22 protein-coding genes are annotated in these 22,881 nt (G+C 75.5%); 11 read left to right on the top strand and 11 right to left on the bottom strand.

Annotation, left to right across the window (positions count from 1 at the left end):
• Window positions 1-76: 76 nt before the first annotated feature.
• From ABEA53_RS05535 to ABEA53_RS05520, 4 genes are all read left to right on the top strand, one after another.
• Window positions 77-955, top strand: coding sequence for an ROK family protein (locus tag ABEA53_RS05535; protein WP_345480024.1), 879 nt, complete (start codon window positions 77-79; stop codon window positions 953-955).
• Complete coding sequence (locus ABEA53_RS05530; RefSeq protein ID WP_345480023.1) at window positions 952-2,271, top strand: D-tagatose-bisphosphate aldolase, class II, non-catalytic subunit; 1,320 nt, start codon at window positions 952-954, stop codon at window positions 2,269-2,271. The genes ABEA53_RS05535 and ABEA53_RS05530 overlap by 4 nt, the downstream gene beginning before the upstream one ends.
• A complete protein-coding gene (locus ABEA53_RS05525; protein ID WP_345480022.1) occupies window positions 2,268-3,398 on the top strand; it encodes an SIS domain-containing protein in 1,131 nt (376 codons plus the stop codon). The genes ABEA53_RS05530 and ABEA53_RS05525 overlap by 4 nt, the downstream gene beginning before the upstream one ends.
• A gap of 203 nt (window positions 3,399-3,601) precedes the next feature.
• A complete protein-coding gene (locus ABEA53_RS05520) occupies window positions 3,602-3,805 on the top strand; it encodes a cold-shock protein (protein WP_345480021.1) in 204 nt (67 codons plus the stop codon).
• A gap of 79 nt (window positions 3,806-3,884) precedes the next feature.
• Here ABEA53_RS05520 and ABEA53_RS05515 read toward each other — a convergent pair whose 3' ends face one another.
• Both ABEA53_RS05515 and ABEA53_RS05510 read right to left on the bottom strand, forming a co-directional pair.
• The gene (locus tag ABEA53_RS05515) at window positions 3,885-4,553 is read right to left on the bottom strand and encodes a response regulator (RefSeq protein WP_345480020.1); all 669 of its coding nucleotides are present in this window, start codon (window positions 4,551-4,553) and stop codon (window positions 3,885-3,887) included.
• Complete coding sequence (locus tag ABEA53_RS05510) at window positions 4,550-5,824, bottom strand: sensor histidine kinase (protein WP_345480019.1); 1,275 nt, start codon at window positions 5,822-5,824, stop codon at window positions 4,550-4,552. The genes ABEA53_RS05515 and ABEA53_RS05510 overlap by 4 nt, the downstream gene beginning before the upstream one ends.
• A 69-nt stretch (window positions 5,825-5,893) precedes the next feature.
• On the opposite strand from ABEA53_RS05510, the gene ABEA53_RS05505 reads away from it, so the two are divergent.
• Entirely contained in the window at window positions 5,894-6,508 is a 615-nt protein-coding gene (locus ABEA53_RS05505; RefSeq protein ID WP_345480018.1) for a TMEM175 family protein, read from the top strand.
• A gap of 4 nt (window positions 6,509-6,512) precedes the next feature.
• On the opposite strand, the gene ABEA53_RS05500 is transcribed toward ABEA53_RS05505, so the two are convergent.
• From ABEA53_RS05500 to mgrA, 4 genes are all read right to left on the bottom strand, one after another.
• A complete protein-coding gene (locus ABEA53_RS05500) occupies window positions 6,513-7,331 on the bottom strand; it encodes an LLM class flavin-dependent oxidoreductase (protein WP_345480017.1) in 819 nt (272 codons plus the stop codon).
• Between the two features lie 52 nt (window positions 7,332-7,383).
• Window positions 7,384-8,277 (bottom strand): multidrug DMT transporter permease, encoded by an 894-nt coding sequence (locus tag ABEA53_RS05495; protein WP_345480016.1) that lies wholly within the window; start codon window positions 8,275-8,277, stop codon window positions 7,384-7,386.
• Between the two features lie 61 nt (window positions 8,278-8,338).
• Entirely contained in the window at window positions 8,339-8,572 is a 234-nt protein-coding gene (locus ABEA53_RS05490) for a hypothetical protein (RefSeq protein ID WP_345480015.1), read from the bottom strand.
• A 64-nt stretch (window positions 8,573-8,636) separates the two neighbouring features.
• On the bottom strand, window positions 8,637-9,707 hold the full coding sequence (gene mgrA / locus ABEA53_RS05485) for an L-glyceraldehyde 3-phosphate reductase (protein ID WP_345480014.1): 1,071 nt from the start codon (window positions 9,705-9,707) through the stop codon (window positions 8,637-8,639).
• 62 nt (window positions 9,708-9,769) lie between these two features.
• Between mgrA and ABEA53_RS05480 the strand changes: the two genes are divergently transcribed.
• Together ABEA53_RS05480 and ABEA53_RS05475 are read left to right on the top strand one after the other, a co-directional pair.
• Entirely contained in the window at window positions 9,770-12,427 is a 2,658-nt protein-coding gene (locus tag ABEA53_RS05480; protein ID WP_345480013.1) for an alpha/beta fold hydrolase, read from the top strand.
• Window positions 12,424-13,251 (top strand): ABC transporter permease, encoded by an 828-nt coding sequence (locus ABEA53_RS05475; RefSeq protein WP_345480012.1) that lies wholly within the window; start codon window positions 12,424-12,426, stop codon window positions 13,249-13,251. The genes ABEA53_RS05480 and ABEA53_RS05475 overlap by 4 nt, the downstream gene beginning before the upstream one ends.
• Window positions 13,252-13,292: 41 nt before the next feature.
• On the opposite strand, the gene ABEA53_RS05470 is transcribed toward ABEA53_RS05475, so the two are convergent.
• Complete coding sequence (locus tag ABEA53_RS05470) at window positions 13,293-15,098, bottom strand: gamma-glutamyltransferase family protein (protein ID WP_425550600.1); 1,806 nt, start codon at window positions 15,096-15,098, stop codon at window positions 13,293-13,295.
• A 24-nt stretch (window positions 15,099-15,122) separates the two neighbouring features.
• On the opposite strand from ABEA53_RS05470, the gene ABEA53_RS05465 reads away from it, so the two are divergent.
• A complete protein-coding gene (locus ABEA53_RS05465) occupies window positions 15,123-15,674 on the top strand; it encodes a YbaK/EbsC family protein (RefSeq protein WP_345480011.1) in 552 nt (183 codons plus the stop codon).
• A 166-nt stretch (window positions 15,675-15,840) separates the two neighbouring features.
• Here the strand turns inward: ABEA53_RS05465 and ABEA53_RS05460 are convergent, their stop codons facing one another.
• The 3 genes from ABEA53_RS05460 to ABEA53_RS05450 form a co-directional block, all read right to left on the bottom strand.
• The gene (locus tag ABEA53_RS05460; protein ID WP_345480010.1) at window positions 15,841-17,394 is read right to left on the bottom strand and encodes a GMC family oxidoreductase; all 1,554 of its coding nucleotides are present in this window, start codon (window positions 17,392-17,394) and stop codon (window positions 15,841-15,843) included.
• A complete protein-coding gene (locus ABEA53_RS05455; protein ID WP_345480009.1) occupies window positions 17,391-18,731 on the bottom strand; it encodes an alpha/beta fold hydrolase in 1,341 nt (446 codons plus the stop codon). The genes ABEA53_RS05460 and ABEA53_RS05455 overlap by 4 nt, the downstream gene beginning before the upstream one ends.
• A gap of 101 nt (window positions 18,732-18,832) precedes the next feature.
• Window positions 18,833-19,231 carry a hypothetical protein gene (locus ABEA53_RS05450; protein WP_345480008.1) on the bottom strand — a complete coding sequence of 133 codons (399 nt, stop codon included), beginning with the start codon at window positions 19,229-19,231 and terminating at the stop codon, window positions 18,833-18,835.
• Between the two features lie 52 nt (window positions 19,232-19,283).
• Here ABEA53_RS05450 and ABEA53_RS05445 point away from each other — a divergent pair, with 52 nt between their 5' ends.
• The gene (locus ABEA53_RS05445; RefSeq protein WP_345480007.1) at window positions 19,284-20,126 is read left to right on the top strand and encodes an alpha/beta fold hydrolase; all 843 of its coding nucleotides are present in this window, start codon (window positions 19,284-19,286) and stop codon (window positions 20,124-20,126) included.
• Window positions 20,127-20,236: 110 nt separating this feature from the next.
• On the opposite strand, the gene ABEA53_RS05440 is transcribed toward ABEA53_RS05445, so the two are convergent.
• Window positions 20,237-21,055 carry an SDR family oxidoreductase gene (locus tag ABEA53_RS05440; RefSeq protein WP_345480006.1) on the bottom strand — a complete coding sequence of 273 codons (819 nt, stop codon included), beginning with the start codon at window positions 21,053-21,055 and terminating at the stop codon, window positions 20,237-20,239.
• Window positions 21,056-21,119: 64 nt separating this feature from the next.
• Here ABEA53_RS05440 and ABEA53_RS05435 point away from each other — a divergent pair, with 64 nt between their 5' ends.
• Window positions 21,120-21,947, top strand: a complete 828-nt coding sequence (locus ABEA53_RS05435; RefSeq protein WP_345480005.1) for a helix-turn-helix transcriptional regulator — start codon at window positions 21,120-21,122, stop codon at window positions 21,945-21,947.
• Between the two features lie 49 nt (window positions 21,948-21,996).
• The gene (locus ABEA53_RS05430; protein WP_345480003.1) at window positions 21,997-22,833 is read left to right on the top strand and encodes a DUF6882 domain-containing protein; all 837 of its coding nucleotides are present in this window, start codon (window positions 21,997-21,999) and stop codon (window positions 22,831-22,833) included.
• Window positions 22,834-22,881: the final 48 nt, after the last annotated feature.

The following is a 22,881-nucleotide window of genomic DNA, read 5'->3' as shown; positions in this document are numbered from 1 at the left end:
GACCGACCGAGCGCAGCGTCGGACGAGGGACGGAGCGTCGGACGACGGGGTCGGCCTTCTCCGGGATGCTGGCTGCATGGACGACGTGCTCGGAGTCGACGTGGGCGGCACGGCGATCAAGACCTGGTGGCGCGGCAGCCCGGGCGCGACCGTGCGCACGCCGAAGGACGACGTCACCGGCGAGCGCACGGCGGCCGTGATCGCGGACCTCGTCGCAGCGCTGCCGGGCGTGGCCGCCGTCGGCATGGCGACCCCGGGCATCGTCGACGACGACGCGGGCGTGTGCCGCATGTCCGTGAACCTCGGGTGGCGGGACGTGCCGATCCGGGACCTCGTGGAGGCGCGCGCAGGGCTGCCCGCCGCGCTCACGCACGACGTGCGGGCGGGCGCGGTCGCCGAACGGCTGAGCGGCGCCGGTGCGGGCCGACCCGGTCCGCTCGCGTTCGCGGCCGCCGGCACGGGCCTGGCGCTCGCCGTGGTCGACGCCGACACCCGGCCGATCGGCACCGGCTGGGCGGGCGAGGTCGGGCAGCTCCGCTACGGCCCCGGACCGCACACCGGTCTGCGGGTGGAGGAGGTCGCCTCCGCCGGCGGCCTGGCCGCGCGCTTCGGCACGGCGGAGGCGGTGGACGTGCTCACCGCACGCAACGCCGGTGACGTCGCAGCGGCCGCGCGCTGGGACGAGACCGTCGACGCGCTGGCCGAGGTGCTCGCCTGGACCGTCGCCCTGGTCGCGCCCGGCACCGTCGTGGTCGGCGGCGGCCTGGTCCGCGCGGGGGACGACCTGCTCGTGCCGCTGCGGGTCGCGCTCGCCGCCCGGCTGGCCGGCTTCCCGGAGCCCGTGGTGGTGCCCGCGGCGCACGGCACCGCGGCCGCGGCGATCGGCGCCGCGCACCTCGGCGCCCTCCGGCTCGGCACGACGGCACAGCCCTCGGCCCGAGGATCGCTGGCATGACGGACCACCTCGACGCCGTGCTCCGCGCGCACAAGGCGGGTCGGGCCGCGGGCACGACGTCCGTCTGCTCGGCCCATCCGCTCGTGCTCGCCGCCGCGATGCGGCAGGCGGCGGAGGACGGCGGGTTCCTGCTCGTCGAGGCGACGTCGAACCAGGTCGACCAGTTCGGCGGGTACACGGGCATGCGGCCGGGCGACTTCCGCGCGTTGGTGGCCCGCATCGCCGACGAGGAGGGCTTCCCGCAGGACGCGCTCGTGCTCGGCGGCGACCACCTCGGGCCGAACACCTGGCAGGGGGAGCCGGAGGCGCCGGCGATGGCCAAGGCGGAGGACCTGGTCCGCGCCTACGCCGCGGCCGGGTACACGAAGCTGCACCTCGACTGCAGCATGCCGCTGCAGGGCGACGCTGCGCCGCTGGCGGACGAGGTGGTCGCCCGCCGTGCCGCCCGGCTGCTCGCCGCCGCCGAGGAGGCGGCGCCCGACGCCTCCGCCCTCCGCTACGTGATCGGCACCGAGGTGCCCGTGCCCGGCGGCGCGCACGAGACCATCGACGCGCTCGCCCCGACCCCGCCCGATGCGGCGCGCGCGACCCTCGCCGCGCACCGCGCCGCGTTCGAGGCGGTCGGCCACGGCGACGCGTGGTCGCGGATCCTGGCGCTCGTCGTGCAGCCCGGCGTGGAGTTCGACCACCTGCGCGTCTTCGACTACGACCCGGACCACACACGCGACCTGCAGCACGTGCTCGACGACGAACCGGACATGGTGTTCGAGGCGCATTCGACCGACTACCAGCTCGTCGAGGGGCTGACCGCGCTCGTGCACGACCACTGGGCGGTGCTGAAGGTCGGCCCCGGCCTCACCTTCGCGCTGCGGGAGGCGCTGTTCGCGCTCGCCGCGATCGAGGACCAGCTCGTGCCGGAGGGGGAGCGGTCGCACCTGCTCGACGTCATCGAGCAGCGCATGCTCGCCGAGCCGTCGAGGTGGGAGCGCTACTACGAGGGCGACGCCGACGAGCAGCGGATCGCCCGGCGCTTCAGCTACAGCGATCGCATGCGCTACTCGCTGCCGGATCCGGCGATCGAGGCGGCGCGGGAGCGGCTGTTCGCGAACCTCGAGGGGACCGGCATCCCCGAGCCGCTGCTGAGCCAGTACCTGCCCGCGCAGTACGCGCGGGTGCGCCGCGGCCTGCTGGCCTCGAACCCCCGCGAGCTGGTGCTCGACCGGGTCCGCGACGCGCTGCGGCCCTACTCGACCGCGTGCGGCGCCGCCCGCCCCGCCTCCTCCTCTTCCTCCCCGACGATCGGAGCCCCGCGATGACCGAGACCCAGCCGCCCGTCGGATCGGGCACCGCGACCGAGCGCGAGATCACCCGGCAACCCGACGTGTGGCGGGAGACCGGCCGCATCGTGCGGTCGCGGCGGACGGAGCTGGACGCGTTCCTCGCCCCGCTGCTCGCGGAGCCCCGCCTCCGCATCCTGCTGACCGGCGCCGGCACCTCGGCGTTCGTCGGCGAGGTCGCCGCACCCGGCCTCGCCCGCCGCCTGCACCGCCGCATCGAGGCGGTCGCGACGACGGACCTCGTGTCCGACCCGCTCGGGCGCCTCGCCGAGGACGTGCCGACCCTGCTCGTCTCCTTCGCCCGCAGCGGGAACAGCCCGGAGAGCCTCGCGGCCACCGAGCTCGCCGACCAGGTGCTCGAGCAGGTGCACCACCTGGTCATCACCTGCGACGCCGCCGGCCGGCTCGCCGTCGCGCACGACGGCCGCGAGCGCTCCTTCGTGCTGCTGACGCCCGATCGCGCCAACGACGCGGGCTTCGCGATGACGTCGAGCTTCACGTCCATGCTGCTGTCCGCGCTGCTCGCCCTCCTCGGCGACGACGACGCGGTCGTGGAGGCGCTCGCGGGCGCGGGGGAGCAGGTGCTGTCCCGCCGTGACCGGGTCGAGGCCCTCGTCGACCGCGGCGACGGACGCGTCGTCTACCTGGGCAGCGGACCGCTGACCGGCGTCGCCCGCGAGTCCGCGCTGAAGATGCTCGAGATCACCGCGGGCGGGGTGGACACCTACTTCGACTCCGCGCTCGGCTTCCGGCACGGCCCGAAGGCGGTGCTCGACGACCGCACGCTCGTGGTCGCCTACCTCTCGGCCGACGCCTACACCCGCGAGTACGACGAGGACATGGTGCGGGAGCTGCGGGGCGGCGTCGGCGACGAGGCCGTGCTCGCGGTGCGCACGGACGAGCCGCGCTCGACGGGGGACTGGGGGCTCGACGGGCTCGCGGGGCTCGACGACGCGTGGCTCGCGGTGCCCTACGTGGTCGTCGGGCAGCTGCTCGCGCTGCACGCGTCGGTGCGCCGAGGCGTGCGGACGGACGACCCGTTCCCCGGCGGGTCGGTGAATCGGGTCGTGCAGGGCGTGACCATCCACCCGCTCGCGGAGGGGTGAGCGGCCTGATCGCGATCCGCCGCGCAGCCGATTCGCGATGAGGGTGGAGCCGCCGTGCATCCTCGGCTAGGCTGAACGCGCAGTACAGTTGTTGCAGGTGGCTTGACTCCGTCGATGGGAATCGACGATCTCGAACGCGTGTGTTCAGCGTGATGCTCCGACCCGGGCTCTCCGGGCGGATTATTCGAGAGATAGGGGTTTTCATGGCTACCGGTACCGTCAAGTGGTTCAACGGCGACAAGGGCTTCGGCTTCATCGCCCCCGACGATGGAGGCGCCGACCTCTTCGCGCACTTCTCCGCCATCACCGGCAAGGGTTTCCGCAACCTGGAGGAGAACCAGCGCGTCGAGTTCGACATCGCGCAGGGTGACCGCGGCCCGCAGGCCGCCAACATCCGCGGCATCTGACACCTCCTCAGACACGGAAAGGCCCTCGGCGCTCGCGCCGGGGGCCTTTCTCGTCGCCCGGGGACGACGGGCGGCCTGCTCAGTCGCCGGCGACGACCAGCCCGGACTCGTAGGCCATGACCACGAGCTGCGCCCGGTCCCGCAGCCCCAGCTTCGTCAGCAGCCGGCTCACGTGGCTCTTCACGGTCTGCTCGGCGATGAACAGCACGCCCGCGATCTCGCTGTTCGTCCGGCCCTGCGCGACCTCGCGCAGCACCTCCCGCTCCCGCTCGGTGAGCACGTCGAGGTCCGAGCCCACCGCCGTGCGACCGGCGGGGCGCCCGGCGAAGCGCTCGATCAACCGGCGCGTGACGCTCGGCGCGAGCAGCGCGTCCCCGCGTGCGACGACGCGGACGGCCTCCACGAGCTCGTCGGGCAGCGCGTCCTTCAGCAGGAAGCCGCTCGCTCCTGCACGGAGCGCCTCGAGCACGTAGTCGTCGACGTCGAACGTCGTCAGCACCACGATGCGCGGCAGCGGCGAGGGTCGGCCGGGCGCGAGCAGCGCCTTCGTCGCCTCGATGCCGTCGAGCACGGGCATCCGCACGTCCATCAGCACGACGTCGGGCAGCGCGGTCGTCGCGAGCTCGACCGCCTCCTGCCCGTTCGCGGCCTGCCCCACGACCTCGATGTCGGGCTGCGAGTCGAGCAGGGCGGCGAAGCCGGCGCGCACCATCGCCTGGTCGTCGACCACCATCACCCGCACGGTCATCGCGGCGCACCGACCATCGGGGAGACGGGCAGCGTCGCGCGCACCGCGTAGCCGCCGTCCTCGGTGACCCCCGAGCCGACCCGGCCGCCGACGCTCGCGGCGCGTTCCGCCATGCCGAGCAGCCCGTGGCCGTGGCCGGTGTCCGATGCCGAGCCGGTGCCGGGCGACGGACCCGGGCCGTTGACGATCGCGAGCTCGATCCGCTCGTCGACCCGGTCGAGCGTCACGGCAATGGGGGAGCCGGGCGCGTGCCGCAGGGCGTTGCTGATCGCCTCCTGCACGATGCGGAACGCGGACAGCGCGGTGACCGGGCCGACCCCCTCGGTCCAGGCGCCGTCGGGCTCCGTCAGCGTGATCCGCGTGCCGGCCTCGCCGGCCTGCGCGACGAGCTCGGGCAGGTCCTGCAGGCCGGGCTGCGGCCGTCGATCAGCGCCCTCCTCCGACCCGCGGAGCACGCGCAGGAGGCCCCGCATCTCCTCGAGGGCCTGGCGGGACTGCGCGGCGATCCGGTCGAACTCCTCCGCGGCCTCCTCGCTGAACTCGCGGTGGCGGAAGCGCGCGGTCGACGACTGCACCGTGATCAGGGACAGGCTGTGGGCGACGACGTCGTGCAGCTCGCGGGCGATGCGGGTGCGCTCCTCGGCGACGACGCGGCGCTCCGACTCCTCCGCCGCGACCCGGCGTTCGTGGAGCAGCTGCCCGCGGATGCGGCGCCACTGCGTCACCAGCAGCGCGACCAGGATCAGGGCCACCGAGATGCTGCCGAACACCGCGACGTCGACCGAGGTCTCGCTGCCCGTCGCGGGCCGCAGCAGGGCGGCGAGCGTCGCGGACGACACGACCGCGAGCAGCCAGTGCACGAGCACGACGGCGAGCGTGGTGCGCGAGGCGACCGCGCCGAGCACGAGGCACTGCGTGACGATCAGCACCGGCGACCAGGGCCACAGCATCGTGTCCGCGTCGGCGGACAGCGCCTGCAGTCCGAGCACCGCGACGAGCGACACGGGCGCCGCGAGGTTCGGGAGGCGCAGCGCGGCGGGCACCGCACCCGCGTGCACGATGACGATCGCGAAGGCGAGCGGCAGCGGCAGGTGCCGGGCGGCGGTGAGCGGCGTCTCGACCAGGATCAGGACGACCGCCGCGAACAGGGCCACGGCGGGCAGGACCCGCTCGCCCCGCAGCCGGTCGAGGGGGCGCAGGCCCGCGGCGAGGGGGTGCAGGAGGCGCTGCAGCACGCTCCGGGTGCGCGCCCGGCCGATGACGGCGGCCATGTCGATCCCCTCCGGCCGTCCCCGTGGCCGACCCGCTCAGCCTACGTGCGCCGGCGCTAGCGTGAGCGGGTGGGGACCGGGCGGATCGAGGCGTTCAGCGACGGCGTCATCGCGATCCTGATCACGATCATGGTGCTCGAGCTGCCGAAGCCGACGACCCCCACGTGGAGCGCGCTGGTCGGCGACTGGCCGGTGCTGCTCGGGTACCTGCTGAGCTTCGTGTACCTCGGCATCTACTGGAACAACCACCACCACATGTTCCAGGTGGTGACGCGCGTGCGGGGCGCGGTGCTCTGGGCGAACCTGCACCTGCTGTTCTGGCTGTCCCTGGTGCCCTTCGTCACCGGCTGGTTGAGCGAGGAGTGGGCGGCGGAGGGGGCGCCGTCGGCGGCACCCGTCGAGGCGTACGGGGTCGTGCTGCTGCTGTCCGCGATCGCCTACTCGATCCTGCAGCGCACGCTCATCCGGGCGGAGGGGGCGGGGTCGACGCTCGCCCTCGCCGTCGGACGGGACCTGAAGGGGAAGGCGTCCGTGCCGCTCTACGCGGTCGCGATCCTGCTGACGCTCGTGTCGCCCTACCTCGGCATCGCCGTCTACGTGGTCGTGGCCGCGCTGTGGTTCCTCCCCGACCGGCGGGTGGAGCGCCGGATCGAGGAGGGCGTGCCCGCGAGCGCGGACCGCTGACGCGTCAGGGGCCGGCTTCGACGGCCGCCCGCACGGCCTCCTCGTCGAGGTCATAGGGGCCGAACCGGGTGAGCACCCACGTCGCGCCCGCCGCCGACCAGGGCGCGGGGTCGGTGTCCGGCGGCACGTCGACGACCACGTCGTAGCCCTCGATGCCGCCGCGGTCGGCCGCGACCGCCTCCCGGACCTGCTCGATCCCCTCCGGTCCCGGATAGCCGATGACGAACGCACCGTCGTAGCGGGCCGCCCGGCGCAGCGGCGCGCGGTTGCCGTAGCGGCCGGCGACCCAGATCGGGATCGGCCGCTGCGGAGCGGGCAGGAAGCGCACGTCCTCCGCGCGGTAGTGGCGGCCGAGGTGCTCGACGAGCCTCCCGGACAGCAGCCCGGTGAGCACGTCGAGGCCCTCGTCGAGCATGTCCGCCCGCACCTTGGGCTCGGGCTCGTCGCCGAAGCGGCTCATCTCGCCGAGCAGGTCGTCGCCGATGCCGAAGCCGAGCACGAGGCGGCCGCCGCCGAGCAGGTCGAGGCTCGCCGCCTGCCGTGCGACGACGTGCGGGCGGCGGCGGGGCAGCGGGGTGACCATCGGGCCGAACCGGACGCGCTCGGTGCGCGCGGCGATCGCGGCGCAGCAGATCCAGGGGTCGGCGATCGCGGTCACGGGCGACGAGTAGCGCACGTGGTCCCAGACGAAGACGCCGTCCCAGCCCGCGCGCTCCGCGGCGACCGCCAGGTCCGCGACCTTCGCGGGGTCGGCGAAGGCGTCGAAGGGAGGGATGAACAGCCCGCGCTGGGCGGCTACGGTGCGGTCCTGCGGCGTCGCCATCCCTCCATCGTGGTGCCTGCTCGCCGAGAAGGCGCGAAGGGTGCCCTGGGCTTCAGGGACGCACCGGCGCGTCGGTGGCGATCGGCGGATGCCGGCTCATGAGCAGCACCCCGAGCACGGAGACGACCTCCGCGACGGCGAACACGGGGAAGGTCCACAGCGGCGCCGCGCGTGCCTGACCGAGCAGCCCGATGCCGAGGGAGACCGCGACGAGCGGATCGACGACGGTCAGGGCGGCGACGACGAGGTCCGCCGAACCGCCGGAGTAGGCGCGCTGCACGAGCGTGATGCCGACGACACCGGCGACCCCGGCGCTCACCAGGGCGAGCAGGGTGAACGGGAGGGCCGGGCCGATCAGGGCGCCGTGCTGGACAGCGGCGCCGCTGCGGTCGAGCACGACCTTCATCAGGGTGACGACGAAGCCGAAGCAGACCGCGCCGAGCACGGCGAACACGACGGGCGTCATGCGCCTGCGGGCGAGCAGGAGGGCCGTTCCGGTCGCGGCGAGGACCACGGCGAGCAGCACGAGCACCGGCACGACGGCGGGCACGTCGGCAGGCGTGCTCGACGTCGCGAAGGCCGCGGTCACGACGAACGCGGCCGTGCCGAGGATGCAGACGACGATGCCCTGCACCCCGCGGCGCTGCAGGCGGGCGTGAGCGAGGCGGCGGTTCAGCAGCGCGGCGACGACCAGCGAGAGCACGCCGATCGGCTGCACGACGGGCAGCGGTGCGAGCAGCAGCGCGACGAGCTGCAGCAGGATCGCCAGGACCAGGAAGCCCGAGCCGAGCAGCCACCCGCCGGTGGTGACGAGCCGCAGCACGCGGCGCACCGGGCCGAGGCCCTCGACGCCGTCGACCGAGCGCACGCCGCGGCCCTGGAACTGGGCGCCGAGCGCGAGCAGGACGGCTCCGACGACGGCGGCCGCCACGCCACCGATCGGCATGCCCGGACGCTAGCCGCCGCGCATCCGCACGGCCTGCGTGCGCGGGCGGGCGTGAGCGGGCTCAGTCCAGCTCCGCCTCCAGGTCCGCGGCCGAGAGCCGCTCGCCGGGCTCCGGGGTGCGGAAGCGGTCGGGCTGGTCCGCCTCCGCCGCCTCGGCGCGCTCGGCGTCGTCCGCGCCCTGCCCCGGCAGCACGTCGGGCCCGCGGTCCTCCTCGAGGTCCTCGTCGTCCCGCTCGGCGCGGACGTCCGCCGCCTCCTCGGGCGGCACCGGCAGGAAGGGCTCGCTCATCGACATGCCGGCAGGCTCCCGCCGCGAGGTGTCCGCGGGGTGAACGCGTACTCCGCAGCTGCGCCCTGGCCTACAGGGTGCCGAGGCGGGCGGAGCGCCAGAGGTCGACGCCGGTGCCCTCGGCGAGCAGGGCGTCGATGCGCTGGAGCTCCTCCTCGGACAGCGTCGGGTGCTCCAGCGCGGCGACGTTCTGCTCGAGCTGTTCGACGGAGGAGGCGCCGAGCACGAGGCTCGTCACCCGCTCGTCGCGCAGCGCCCAGACGAGCGCGAGCTGCGCGAGCGTCTGCCCGCGCTCCGCCGCGATCGCGTTCAGGCCGCGCAGCCGCTCGCGCATCGCATCGGTCAGCCACGAGCGGTCGAAGGAGCCGTCGCGGGAGGCGCGGGAGCCCTCCGGCACGCCGTCGAGGTACCGGGAGGTGAGGAGGCCCTGCGCGAGCGCGGTGAAGCCGATGACGCCGAAGCCCTCGTCCGCGGCGGCGTCGAGCAGGCCGTCGGTCTCGATCCAGCGGTTCAGCATGGAGTACGAGGGCTGGTGGATCAGCAGCGGCGTGCCCGCCTCGCGCAGCAGCCGCGCCATCGTGCGCGAGTCCTCCGCGGTGTAGGAGGAGATGCCGACGTAGAGCGCCTTGCCCGAGGTGACGGCGGTGGCGAGGGCCTGCGCGGTCTCCTCGAGCGGCGTCGTCGGGTCGAAGCGGTGCGAGTAGAAGACGTCGACGTGGTCGAGGCCGAGCCGGGTCAGCGACTGGTCGAGGGAGGCGAGCAGGTACTTCCGGCCGCCGCCGCCCTGGCCGTACGGGCCCGGCCACATGTCCCAGCCGGCCTTCGTGGAGACGACGAGCTCGTCGCGGTACGGCCGCAGGTCGGTGCCGAGCAGGCGCCCCGCGTTCTCCTCCGCGGCGCCGTAGGGCGGGCCGTAGTTGTTCGCGAGGTCAAAGTGGGTGACGCCGAGGTCGAAGGCCCGCAGCGCGATGTCCCGCTGCACGGCGAAAGGACGGTCGTTCCCGAAGTTCTGCCAGAACCCGAGCGACAGCACCGGCAGGTCGAGGCCGGATCGCCCGCTCCGCCGGTAGGTCATGGTGTCGTACCGGTCCGCCTGCGCCTCGTGCACCCGTGCTCCCGTCTCGTGGCCCTTCGGCAGCATGCCGCACGCCGTGCCCCTCCGGCCTGGGAGGCGCTGTCAGGGGTTGCCGCGACCATTCCCGGATGAGGCGGGTCGGACGTGCGCTGGCCGCGGCCGCGCTGGCGGTGCTGCTCGCCGCGGGCGCGGCGACGCCCGCCGAGGCCGCTCGATCGGCGGCGTCCGCGGAGCGCTCCTTCTTCGTGCCCGTGCCGGAGGCGCCCGGCTCGACCGCGCGGATCCGGCTCGACGCCACCCTGTACACGCCCGCGACCACGCCCGCGCCGGCGGTGCTGCTCGCGCACGGGTTCGGCCAGACGAAGGCGGACCTGGCCCCGGAGGCGCGCCGGCTGCAGGCCGAGGGCTACGTGGTGCTGGCCTACACGGCGCGCGGCTTCGGCGACTCCGGCGGCCGCATCGGGCTCGACTCGCTCGACGGCGAGGTGCCCGACGCCCGCGCGATGGTCGACGTGCTCGCCGGCGACCGGGCCGTGGAGCGGCGAGGCGGCGACCCGCTGGTCGGCGTGGTCGGCGGCTCGTACGGCGGCGCGCTCGCCCTGATGCTCGGCGCCACCGACCGGCGGATCGACACGGTCGTGGCCGCGATCACCTGGAACGACCTGGCGGACGCGCTCGCGCCGCCGTCGGCCGGCACGGTCGAGGGCTCGACGTCGAACCCGCAGCGGGACTTCAAGGTCGGCTGGGCGTCCCGCCTGTTCGGCGCCGGCATCGCCGGCGCGACCACCGGGTGCGGCCGGTTCACCCCGGCCTTCTGCGACCTGTACGGCCGGCTCGTGACGGGCGGCACCGCGACGACGGCGGACCTCGCGCTGCTCGGGCGCTCCTCGCCGCGCGCCGTGCTCGACGGGATGCGGGCGCCCACCCTGCTGCTGCAGGGCGTGCAGGACCGCCTGTTCGGCCTCGACCAGGCCGACGCGAACGCCCGGCAGCTGCGCGCCGCGGGCGCCCCGTTCCAGGTCCGCTGGTTCGCCGGCGGACACGACGACGGCGGCATCGACGGCACGGACGGGCTGGTCGACGACTGGCTGGCGGACCACCTCCGCGAGTCGAAGGCGGTGCGCGGCCGCTTCAGCTTCTCGGTGCCCGCGAGCGCGACCGCGTTCCAGGAGAAGCGCGTCGCCGACCGCTACCCGGGCCTCGGGGGCACCGGGGCCACCTCGATCGCGCTGGCCGGCGGCACGCAGACCGTCGTCAACCCGCCCGGCGGCCAGCCCGCCTCGATCACCGGCATCCCGGGGCTCGGCACGACCACCTCGGTCGGCCGCACCGCGTCGAGCCTGCTCGCCGCCGCCAACCCGCCCGCGGAGGCGGCGACCTTCACCTCCGCACCCCTCAGCCGCGGCACCGTGCTCGCGGGCGCCGCCCGGACCCGCCTGCGGATCGAGCCGCCCGATGCCGGCACCGTCGTGCTCTACGCGCAGCTGTCCGTGCGCACGGGCGACGCGCTGCGAGCGCTGCCGGGCGGCGTCGCGCCGATCCGCGTCGCCGTGCCCGCGGGCGGCGCGACCGTCGACGTGAGCCTGCCCGCGACCGCCTGGAACCTCGCACCCGGCGACCGCCTGGTGCTCACCGTGCGCACGAGCGACAGCCAGTTCCTCGGCAGCCGCACCGCGTCGAGCGCCCGGATCGCGGTCGTCGGTCCCGTCGTGCTGCCCGAGGTCGCGGTGACCGCCGCACTGCGCACCGCCGGGCTGCCGTCGACCGGCGTGCTGATCGGCATCGGCGCCGCCCTGCTCGCGGCGCTGCTGCTGCTCGTGCTCGGCGCGGTGCTCGGCCGCCGCACGAGCCGGGTGCCGCCGGTGCGGGAGGAGGAGGGGCCGCCGCTGCAGATCGCGGGCCTCGTGAAGCGCTTCCGCGGCGGCTTCCTCGCCGTCGACGACGTCGGCTTCACGGTCGAGCGCGGCCAGGTGCTCGGCCTGCTCGGCGAGAACGGCGCCGGCAAGACCACGACCCTGCGCATGGTCGCCGGGCTGCTGCGACCCGACGCCGGCACCGTGCGGGCCTTCGGCCTGCCGCTCGGGCCGGGCTCGCCCGCGCTCGACCGGGTCGGCTGCTTCATCGAGGGGCCCGGCTTCCTGCCGCACCTCACCGGGCTGCGCAACCTCGAGCTGTACTGGGCGGCGACCGGGCGGCCGAAGCGGGAGGCGCACCTCGAGGAGGCGCTGGCCGTCGCGGACCTCGGCGGCGCGATCCGCAAGCCCGTGCGCGGCTACAGCCAGGGCATGCGGCAGCGCCTCGCGATCGCGAAGGCGATGCTCGGCCTGCCCGACCTGCTCGTGCTCGACGAGCCGACGAACGGCCTCGACCCGCCGCAGATCACCGCCCTGCGCGGCGTGCTGCAGCGGTACGCCGCGGCCGGCCGCACGGTCGTCGTCTCGTCGCACCTGCTCGGCGAGGTCGAGCGGACCTGCAGCCACGTCGTCGTGATGTCGCACGGCCGGGTCGTCGCGGCCGGGCCCGTCGAGTCCGTCGCGGGGGAGGCGTCGGAGCTCGTGCTCGGCGTCACCGACCCCGCCCGGGCGGCGGAGGCGGTGCGCGCGACGGGTGTCGAGTCGGCGGCGGTGCACGGCGACGCGATCCGCGTGCGGCCAGGAGCCGTACCGGTCGAGACGGTCGTGGCGGCGGTCGTCGGCGCGGGGGTCGGCGTCTCGTCGGTCAGCCGAGGGCGCCACCTCGAGGAGGCCTTCCTGGAGCTCATCGGCGCGACGGAGCCGTCGTCGTGAGCCGGCCCGTGCGCCTCCCGTTCCGCGTCGAGCTGGCCCGGCAGCTGAGCCAGCGGCGGGTGCGGATCGCGCTCGGCGTGCTCGCGGTGCTGCCGGTCGTCGTGCGGATCGCGCTGCTCGTCGGCGGCGGCGCATCCTCCGGCGGCAGCGGCACCACCGACCTGACGGCCCTCGCCCAGGTGAGCGGCGCGACCTTCGCCGCCTTCGTGCTCGTGCTCACCGGCGGGTTCCTCGCGACCCTCGTCGCCGCGCTGCTGTTCGGCGACCTGATCGCGGGGGAGGCGTCCCGCTCCACGCTGAAGTACCTGCTCACCGTGCCGGTGCCGCGACTCCGGCTGCTCGCCGTGAAGGCGCAGGTCGCGGCGGTGCTGCTGGTCGCCGGGCTCGCCGCGCTCACGGCGGTGTCGCTGCTCGTCGGGGTGCTGTCCTACGGCGCCGGCGGCATCCAGGTGCCCGGCGGCCCGGCCCTCGGGCTCGGCGACTCCGTGCTGCGCCTGCTCGCCGCGACCGCGGCCGCCGCGGCCGGGCTGCTGTGGGCGGCCGCGCTCGGCACCCTGCTGACCGTCGTCTCCGACTCGCCGCTGGCCGCCGCGGGCGGCGTCGTGCTGATGTCGATCCTGTCCCGCATCCTCGACCAGATCCCCGCACTCGGGAAGGTGCGGCTGCTGCTGCCCACACACTTCTCGACCGCGTTCCGCGGGTTCCTCGAGGCGCCGGTCGACCTGGCGCCGGTCGCGAACGGCCTGCTGTCGGGCCTGGTCTGGGCCGTCGTGCTCGGCACCCTGGCGGCCTGGCGATTCACCCGCAAGGACGTCAGCGGCTGACCGTCCAGAGGGCTGCTCGCGGATCCGGAGCACCGCGAGGCTCAGCGGCCCGCGGCGTAGCCCTGCATCGCGCGCGGATTCGCGGCGGCGTGCAGCACGCCGGTCGCGGGATCCCGCCCGACGGTCGTCAGCCGTCCGAGCTCCCAGCCGCCGACCCGGGTGACGACGTGCCCCCGCGCCTCCAGCTCGCGGATCACGTCGTCGCCGAGGCGGTCCTCGACGACGAGGCCGCCCGGCTCCCAGGTGCGCGGCCAGAAGGAACCCGGGAACGACGTCGTGTGGAAGGCGGGCGCGTCGATCGCCTGCTGCGGGCTCCAGCCGCCGACGAGGACGCGCAGCAGGTATGGCAGCTGCCACTGGTCCTGCTGGTCGCCGCCGGGAGTCCCGAGCGCGGCGACCGCGTGCCCGTCGCGCAGCAGCAGGGTCGGGGTGAGGGTCGTGCGCGGCCGCCGGCCCGGGCGCAGCGTCGAGGCGGTGCCCTCCTCCAGCCACGTCATCTGCAGCCGGGTGCCGAGGCAGAACCCGAGCTCGGGGACCGTGGGGGAGGACTGCAGCCAGCCGCCGGAGGGCGTCGCGGCGACGATGTTGCCCCAGCGGTCCACGACGTCGAGGTGGCAGGTGTCGCCGCGCAGGTCGCCGGTCGCGGTGACGGTCGGCTCGCCCACCCCGTCGACGCCCGCGGAGTACTCGGAGGCGGTGCGCAGCCGGGGCAGCGCGGGGCGGCCATCGCCGTCGCCGGGACGCAACTCGGTGGACGCGCGGTCCCCGATCAGCGCGCGGCGCTCGGCGGCGTACCCGGACGACAGCAGGAGGTCGAGCGGCGCCTCGCCGTCGTCACCGAACCACGCCTCCCGGTCCGCGAGCGCGAGCTTCATCGCCTCCGCGATCGTGTGGACGCCCTCAGCGGTGGAGGGGTCGAGGCGGTCGTCGTCGAGCGGCTCGAGGATCGCGAGCGCGGCCAGCAGCGCGGGCCCCTGGCCCCATGGGCCCGTCTTCGCGACGGTGGTGCCGCGGAAGGCCGTGGTCGCCGCCGGCTCGAACGACGCCCGGAAGCCCGCGAGGTCCGCGGCGCGGATCACGCCCGCGTGGTCGCGGCCGGAGGAGTGGCGGTGCGGCGTGCGCACGGAGCGGTCGATCGCCTGCGCCACGCGGCCCGTCGCCCAGGCGTCCCTGGCCGCGCGGATCCGCGCCGTCCGGTCGACGTCCGGTCCGAGGGCGTCGCCGGCCTCGACCAGCTCCTCCAGCACGCCCGCCCAGACCGGGTTGCGCACGACGTCGCCCGGCTCCGGCGGCGTGCCGTCGGCGCGCAGCCACAGGGCCGCCGAGGTGGGCCAGTGCGCCCGGAAGAAGGCCGCCATCGACGCGATCGAGCGGGCGGCGCCGGGGGAGAGCGGGTGCCCGTCGCGGGCCATGGCGATCGCGTGCGCGAGCACGTCGCGCAGCTCCCAGGTGCCGTGCGCCTCGAGCAGCAGCAGCCAGGCGTCGACCGCGCCGGGCACCGCGGCGGCGAGCGCGCCCGACCCGGGGACGAGGTCGAGCCCCTCCGCCTGGAAGTGCGCGATGCTCGCGCCGGCGGGAGCGGGTCCCTGCCCCATCAGCACGACCGGGGTGCCGGGCTCCGCCGCCGTCGCGAACAGGGCGGTGAGGTCGCCGCCCGGCCCGTTGAGGTGCGGCTCGACGAGGTGCAGCACGAACGCGGCGGCGGCCGCGGCGTCGAAGGCGGTGCCGCCGCGCTCCAGCACCGACTGGCCGGTCGCCGTCGCCAGCCAGTGGGTGGAGGCGGTCATGCCGAACGTGCCGGTCAGGTCCGGTCGGGTGGTGAACGCGGACGGCGGCGTGAACGGCACGGGCCCAGCCTGCATGATCGAGGTGTGACCGACTTCGTGCTCGGCGGCCTCGCCGGCGTCCCCGCCCGGCAGCGCCCCGACCTGCTCGCCGACCCCGTCCGCGCGGCGCTCGAGGCGCTCGACCTGCTCGACGCGGTCGGCGTCGTGGAGATCGACCCGGCGATCTCCGACACCGCCGCGACGCAGGCGGCGTACGGGCTCGAGCCGCGGTGGCTCGTGAACTGCGTGCTCGTCGCCGGCAAGCGCGACGGGGAGGAGCGCGTCGCCGCCGCCCTCGTGCCCGCGGACAAGCGCGCCGACGTGAACGGGTTCGTCAAGCGGCGCCTCGACGTGCGCAAGGCGTCGTTCCTGCCGCTCGAGACGGCGGTGGAGACCTCCGGCATGGAGTACGGCGGCATCACGCCGATCGGCCTGCCGGCGGGCTGGCCGCTGCTGCTCGACGCCGACGCGGCCGCCGAGCCGCTCGTCGTGATCGGCTCCGGCGTGCGCCGCTCGAAGCTGCTGGTCCCGGGCTCGGTGCTCGCGTCCCTGCCCGGCGCCGAGGTCGGCGCGGAGCTCGCCCGCCCCGCCTCCTGAGCCGCCTCGCCGTCGGACGGGCGCTTGCGGCCCGGTGCGGGCCGCAAGCGACGGAGTGATGCCCGATCACCTCGCCGCGCGGACACGCACGGGGCAGGCGGACGCGGTCCGACCCGGTCCCGGACTCCTTACCCGGCGAGCGCGTGGTCAGGAGTCCGGGATCGGGTCAGGAGGTGCGGGAGAGGAACCGGTCGGCGGTCCGCAGCGCGAGCGCCATGATGGTGAGCGCCGGGTTGGCGATCAGCGAGCTCGGGAAGACCGAGTTGTCGCAGACGTACAGGTTGTCGACGTCGTGGCTGCGCCCGTCGCGGTCCACGACCGAGGCGTCGCGGTCGTCGCCCATCCGCAGGGTGCCCTCGGAGTGCGCGGAGCGCGCGATGACGAACACGTCCTTCGCGCCCGCCGCCTCCCAGATCGCCCGCATCGTCGCGATCGCGTGGTCCTCGAGGGCCCGCTCGTTGGCGCCGTAGGAGAAGTCGATCCGCGCCTTGCGCAGGCCGACCGCGTCGACCTCGTCGGCGAGGGTCAGCCGGTTGTCCTCGTACGGCAGGCACTCGCCGTTGACGCCGATGCCGGCGAACGAGTCGTACCCGTCGAGCAGGTCCATCAGCCGCTCGCCGCGGATGCCCGAGCGCGCCATGTTCGACGCGAGCGCGATCGGCAGCACGCCGAGGCTCTGCATCAGGTAGCCGCCTGCGAAGTCCTGCTCCTTCTCCTTCGGTCGGACCATGTCCTCCGAGATGAGGGAGGAGGGCCAGCCGCGCCACATGCGCATCGGCGTCTCGAACCGCCCCCAGACCTGGGCGGCCGGGTGCGCCATGTAGTTGCGCCCGACCTCGCCGCTCGAGTTCGCGAGCCCGAGGTTCAGCAGCAGGCGCGGGGACTCGACGCCGCCGCCGCAGAGGAACACGTTCCGCGTGCGCTGGCGGTGGTCGACGCCGTCCTTGCGGTAGACGACCGCGGTGATCCGGCCGGCCGCGTCCCGCTCGAGGCCGTGCACCATCGCCTCGGCGCGGATCTCCGCGCCGCGCGCGACCGCGAGCGGCAGGTAGGTGACGTCCATGCTCGCCTTCGACGCGACGCGGTCGCCCTGATGGGTCGCCCCGCTGTTGATCGCGCCGTGCCGCACGCCGAAGTGCGGCTGCCGCACGTCGCGCGACACGATCGCCGCGGGGGAGTCGGTGGTGCGGATGCCGAGCGCGTCGGCGCCGCGGGCCATCGCGTCGGCGGCGGAGTTCCGCGCGACCGGCGGCAGCGGGTAGCGCCGCGTCGGGTCCCACGGGTAGTCGGCGGGGCCCGACACCTGGATGAAGCGCTCGACCTCCTCGATGTACGGCAGCAGCTCGGCGTGGGTCAGCGGCCAGTCGACGCCGACGCCCTCGCCGGACGCGAGGCGCAGGTCGCGCGCGTCCGGCCGCGGGCAGAACGCGCCCCAGTGCAGCGTCGAGCCGCCGACGCCGGCGCCGGAGTTGTTGCCGCCGAACGCCTCCGGGTCGTTCCCGCCCGACAGCCGCTCCTCGAGCCAGTAGATGCTGCCCGCGTCGACCTCGTCGGGCGTGTGGTCGGTCGGCTCCCAGTTGCGCCCGGCCTCGAGCGCGACGACCGACAGGCCGGCCTGGGCGAGGCGGGCCAGGATCGGCGCCCCTCCGGCGCCCGTGCCGATGACGACCGCGTCGACCTCGTCGTGCTCGGCGTAGTGCCGCATCCCCGTCAGGTTCATGCCTGCAGCTCCTCTCCGGTGCGCCAGTCGCGCTGCCACGCCTCCCACTCGCCCGCGTGGGTGGTGGTGAAGCCCTGCTTCCTCGGCCCGTCGCCGCCGTCGGCGAACCCGTCGTAGCGGATCCAGGCCTGCGCCGCCGGGTGGGACAGCCACGTCCGCACCGCGTCGGCCTGCACGTCCCCGAACCAGAGGCGCATGCGGTCGGCCGTCAGCAGGCCCTTCTCGTCGCTGCCGAGCGCGCCGTCGGCGATCCGGTCGAGCACCTCGTCCTGCGCGGCGGCGTCGAGGGACGCGAAGCCCGGCTCGAGGGCGGCGATCGTGTCGAGCCCGCGGCGGTACGCCTCGAGGTCGGGCGGCAGCTCGGCGAAGCGCCAGCCGTCGCCGAGACCGGCGCCGAGCCCCGCGTCGATGCGGGAGGCGAGGTCGACGTCGGTCCCGCGCTGCGGCACGATGCGGGCGAGCACCAGCGTCAGCAGCTCGTGCTGGGCCGCGGAGAGCGCGCGGGAGGCGGGGTCCGGCTCGGTGAGCCGCGCCAGCATGACGCGGCGCGTGCGGGCGGACACGCGATCGGAGGCGATGAGGCGCGCGAAGGCCGCGGGCAGCGCGGGCCGGTCGCGCACCCGGGCGGCGAGTGCGGCGAGGTGCGCGGCGACCTCCTGCGGCGCCTCGAGCGGCAGGAGGCGGGCGGCGCCGTCGACCTCGTGGACGGGCGCGTCCGGCACGGCGGGCAGCTCGCGGGCGGCGCCCGCGTCCTGCGAGCCGACCAGCACGACGGCGGGCGTGCGCAGCACCCCGACCTCGTCCGACCGGTCCTCGAGCACGCCGCGCTCGAGCCACTCGAGCACCGCGACGCGCGAGGCGCGCTCGACGTCCTCGATCGCCGCGGTCCGTGCCGGCTCCGGCAGGGCGAGCGCGATGTCGCGGTCGACGAAGGCGGCGGCGTCCGCGGCGCTGATCGCGCCCTCCGCCCACGCCGCGCGCAGCCGGTCGTCCTGCGGCGCCGGGCTCGGCGGCACCGCGGCGACGAGCGCGAGGCCGTCGGCGGGCGTGAGCCCGTGCTCGCCGCGCTCCGCCCACGAGGTCACGATCGCGGCGATGCGGCCGCCGATGCCGTGCCCGGCGATCAGCCAGCGGTCGGGCTCCGCCGCGACGATGCGGGCGGCGACGAAGACGGCCGTCTCCTCGGCGGTCACGGCCTCCGAGTCCGCGGCGGACCCGTGGCCGGGCAGGTCGATCACGACGGGGTCGAGCTCGTCGCCGAGGGCCGCGACGACGCCGTCCCACGAGCGGCCGCTCAGGCCGAGGCCGTGCAGCAGGAACAGGGTCGTACGGGGCACGCGGGTCCTCTCGTCGGAACGCCCCCGCGGGGGCGCCCCAACTCTGCCCGATCTCCGCACCCCTCCGCGGTCACGGGGCGGATCTCCGTGCGGAAGGGGGCTCAGCGCGCACGGACCGGCCGCGGCAGCAGCAGCGCGGCGCCGCCGACGGCCGCGCCGATCGCGAGCGACTGGACGAGGATCTCCCTGGCCCGGCGCTGGTCCTCCGCGCGGAACTCCGCCTGCTCGATCGTGTCGGTCGACCCCGTGTCGCCGAAGTTGAAGACGCCCCGCATGCCGAAGCCCGCGCAGAAGTGGGTCGCCGCCTGGATGAAGCCGGTCGCCGCGCCGGCCGCGGGCAGCACGGCCAGCAGCCGGAGGGGGCGGGGCGCCCCGGAGGCGACAGCGGCGCCGAGCACGCCGGCGGTCGCCACCGCGCCCGCGATGCCGGTCTGCCTCCGTCGCCGGACCTCCGCGGGTCCGATGTTGCAGACACCCGGGATGTAGGTCGCGTCGCTCATGCCGGGAGTCTGGTGCTTGCCCGCTGTCCGCGGCCGGTGCGAGGGTGCCGCCATGACACGAGAGCGGTTCGAGGTCCCCCGTCCCGACGGCGCCGTCCTCGTCGGCGAGCGGCGCACCGGTACGGGCGGGCCGACGGTCGTGCTGCTGCACGCCGGGGTCGCCGACCGCCGCATCGGGGGCGAGACGCTCGACCTGCTCGAGGACGACCGCCTCGACCTCGTCGCCTACGACCGCCGCGGCTACGGCGAGACCCCGCGCGCCACGACGGCGTTCACGCACCTCGAGGACCTGGGGGCAGTGCTCGATGCGGTCGGCGCCGAGCGGGCCGTGGTGGTCGGCAACTCGATGGGCGGCGCGCTCGCGCTCGACCTCGCGCTCACCGCGCCGCAGCGGGTCGCGTCGGTGCTGCTGATCGGCGCGGCCGTCAGCGGCATGACCGACGAGGGCGAGGCGATCGACTGGACGATGGACGGGGCGAGCGGCGCGGTCTTCTCGGCGCTCGAGCGGGCGGAGCAGGCCGGGGACCTGGAGGAGCAGGTGCGGCTCGAGCTGCACCTCTGGCTCGACGGGCCCACGACGCCGGAGGGCCGCATCGGCGGCGCGCGGCGCGAGCTGGCGGCCGACATGAACCGACGGATCCTCGCCGCAGGCACCACCGGCGGCGACGGCGACGCGGGGCTCGACACGTGGCACCGCCTCGGCGAGGTCACCGCACCCGTCCTGGCGACGTGGGGCGACCTGGACCTGCCGCCGGACCTGCCCTTCTACGCCCTGACGGCGGAGAAGCTGGCGCACGCCGAGGCCCGGGTGCTCGAGGGCGTGGCGCACCTGCCGTCCCTCGAGCGCCCGCAGCTCGTCGCCGACCTGATCCGCGAGGCCGTCGCCCGCGCCTGATGCACGCGGATCCGCACTTCCTCCGCGGATCCGCACTTCCTGCCCGACATGCCGTGCGGGACGGGGCCGGAGGCGGCGTGTCGCCGGGGAACTGCGGATCCGCGAACGCCTCAGTGGCTGCCGGCGAGCAGCTGCATCAGGTCGTCGCGCTTGCCGTCGCGCTCGGAGAAGCGGAGGGGCTTCACCCGCTCCACGAGGATCTCGTGCGCGTCGGGCTGCTGCTCGAGCAGGCGCATCGTCTCCTCGAGGTACTCGTCGAGCGGCATCGCGCGCTCGTCGTTCGGGCCGCGCATGAGGTCGGTCCGCACGGCGGGCGGCACGATCTCGATCACCTGCACGCCGCTGCCCGCGAGCTGGAGCCGCCACGCGTCCGACAGCGCGTGGATCGCGGACTTCGTGGCGTCGTAGGTGGGCGTCAGCGCGAGCGGCGTGAAGGCGAGCCCGGACGACACAGTGACGAGCGCCGCGTCCTGCTTCCCGATGAGGAAGTCCGCCCAGGCCGCCCAGAGGCGCACCGGGCCGAGCAGGTTCGTGGTGATGATCGACTCGGCGGCGTCGAGGAAGCCGCCGGTCGTCACGTCCTCGGGCCGCATGATGCCGGCCATCGGCAGCAGCACGTTCGTCTCGGGGAAGCGCTCCTGCACCTGAACGGACACGTCGCGGATCGAGGCCGCGTCGCTCACGTCGATGCGGACCGACTCGATCCCATCGTTCGCCGCGGTGATCTCGTCGAGCAGCTCCTGCCGACGGCCGCCGATCACGACGCGGTTCCCGCGGGCGGCGAAGCGCTCGGCGAGCCCGCGGCCGATGCCGCTGGTGCCGCCGGGCAGGAAGATGGTGTTGCCGGTGATGCGCATGTGCGCCTCCTTGTGCTGGGGTCGGCGACGATCCTGCGCGGTGCCGCCTGCGGGCGGCAGCGGAGCGCTCATCGGGGGATCGGCGATCCCAGGCTCCGGGCGCGCGGCGCGGCGCGATGTCCGTCACCATCGGAGGGTGGACCGCCCGCAGCTCGCCGACTTCCTCCGACGCCACCGCGAGGGGCTGACCCCCGCCGACGTCGGCCTGCCCGACGGCGCCCGGCGCCGCACGCCCGGGCTGCGGCGGGAGGAGGTCGCCTCCCTCGTGGGCATGTCCGCCGACTACCTGACTCGGCTCGAGCAGCAGCGCGGCCCGCAGCCGTCGGAGCAGATGCTCACCGCGCTGGCCCGGGGGCTGCGCCTGTCGCTCGACGAGCGGGACCACCTGTTCCGCCTCGCGGGCCACACCCCGCCGAGCCGCACCCTGCGCCACGCGCACGTCGCCGCACCCCTGCTGCGCGTGCTCGACCGGCTCGACGACGCGGCGGCGCTCGTGCTCTCGGACCTCGGCGAGACCCTGGCCCAGAACCGGCTGGCCGTCGCGCTGCTCGGCGACCACTCCGGCCACTCCGGCCTCGAGCGCAGCGCGATCTTCCGCTGGTTCACCGACCCGGCCGACCGCCTCCACTACCCGGCGGACGACCGCGACCGGCAGAGCCGCCTCCAGGTCGCCCAGCTGCGCAGCGCGCTCACCGCGGGCGCCCGCGGCCAGGACCTGCTCGACGCCCTGCTGGAGCGCAGCGCGGAGTTCCGCGAGCTCTGGGCGCTGCACGAGGTGCACCGGCGCTTCGACGACCACAAGACGCTCGTCCACCCGGAGGTCGGCGCGATCGACGTCGACTGCCAGGCGTTGTTCACCGAGGACCAGGCGCAGACGCTGCTCGTGCTCACGCCGAAGGGGCAGGAGGCGACGGAGCGGATGCGCCTGCTCGCCGTGATCGGCGCGCAGCGGTTCGCCGTCTAGCCGCGTCGGACCGGCCGACGCGGAGGCGCGTGCCGTAGCGTCGATCGCGATGGCAGAGGTCGATCTCGCAGCGCTGGCGGACGCCGGTGCCTTCGTGTCCCACGAGCACCAGTCCCACCTGGCGGAGCTCGTGCGAGCGGACGGCTGGCGCATCGACGCCGCGGGCTCGGCGCTCGTGTTCCTCGACGCGGAGGGGCGGGAGCGGTCCGTCCGCGCCCACTTCATCGGCACCTCCTCGCCGGAGGACGGCACCTGGCTCTGGGGCTGGGACAACATCAACGCGTTCCCGAAGGCGTTCGTGAAGCAGGGCGAGCGGGTGCGGGCGCTGGGGGAGCGGTACGCGATCCGCGAGTTCACGACGGCGACGCTGCCGCTCGAGGAGGACCTGCCCGCGACCCTGCTGAAGGCCGTCAAGGCCGTGACCGGCGTCACCGCGCACTTCTCCGCGGCGACCGGCAACGGCGGCACCAGGGCGTGGCTGCTGCTCGACGACCCGTACCTCGCGCTGCCCGCACCGACGGTGGCGCGCGCGATCGCCGTGCTCACCAGCGCCCTCGCCGCGGGCGGTCCGGTGGACCACCGACGCGCGCTCGTGGCCTGGACGCAGCAGCGGGGCGTGACGCTCACGCGGGTGGACGACGACGTCGAGGAGCTCGCGCTGCCCGACGGCGCGCTCCAGGTGCGGTTCGACGTCGCGGACCGCATCGCCGGGCTCGGCAAGCGCCTCCGCGCGGCTCCGGAGCCCGAGGCGGCGCCGGAGCCGGAGGCCCCGGCGCCCGTCGAGTCGCTGGAGCGGCCGGAGCCCTCGCCGGCCCCGCGTGCGGACGCCGAGCCGACCGCGGAGGAACCGCGCCGCGGGTTCCTCCAGCGGCTGCTCGGCCTGTGACGGGCGCCGCTCCGCGCTGAAGCCCGGGACGTTCATGCGGGCTGCACG

Origin of the sequence: Amnibacterium soli, from assembly GCF_039544415.1 — a bacterium.
GTDB classification, from domain to species: Bacteria; Actinomycetota; Actinomycetes; order Actinomycetales; family Microbacteriaceae; genus Amnibacterium; species Amnibacterium soli.
The sequence above is the reverse complement of the archived record's forward strand: the minus strand, read 5'-3'. Positions and strand labels throughout refer to the sequence as shown.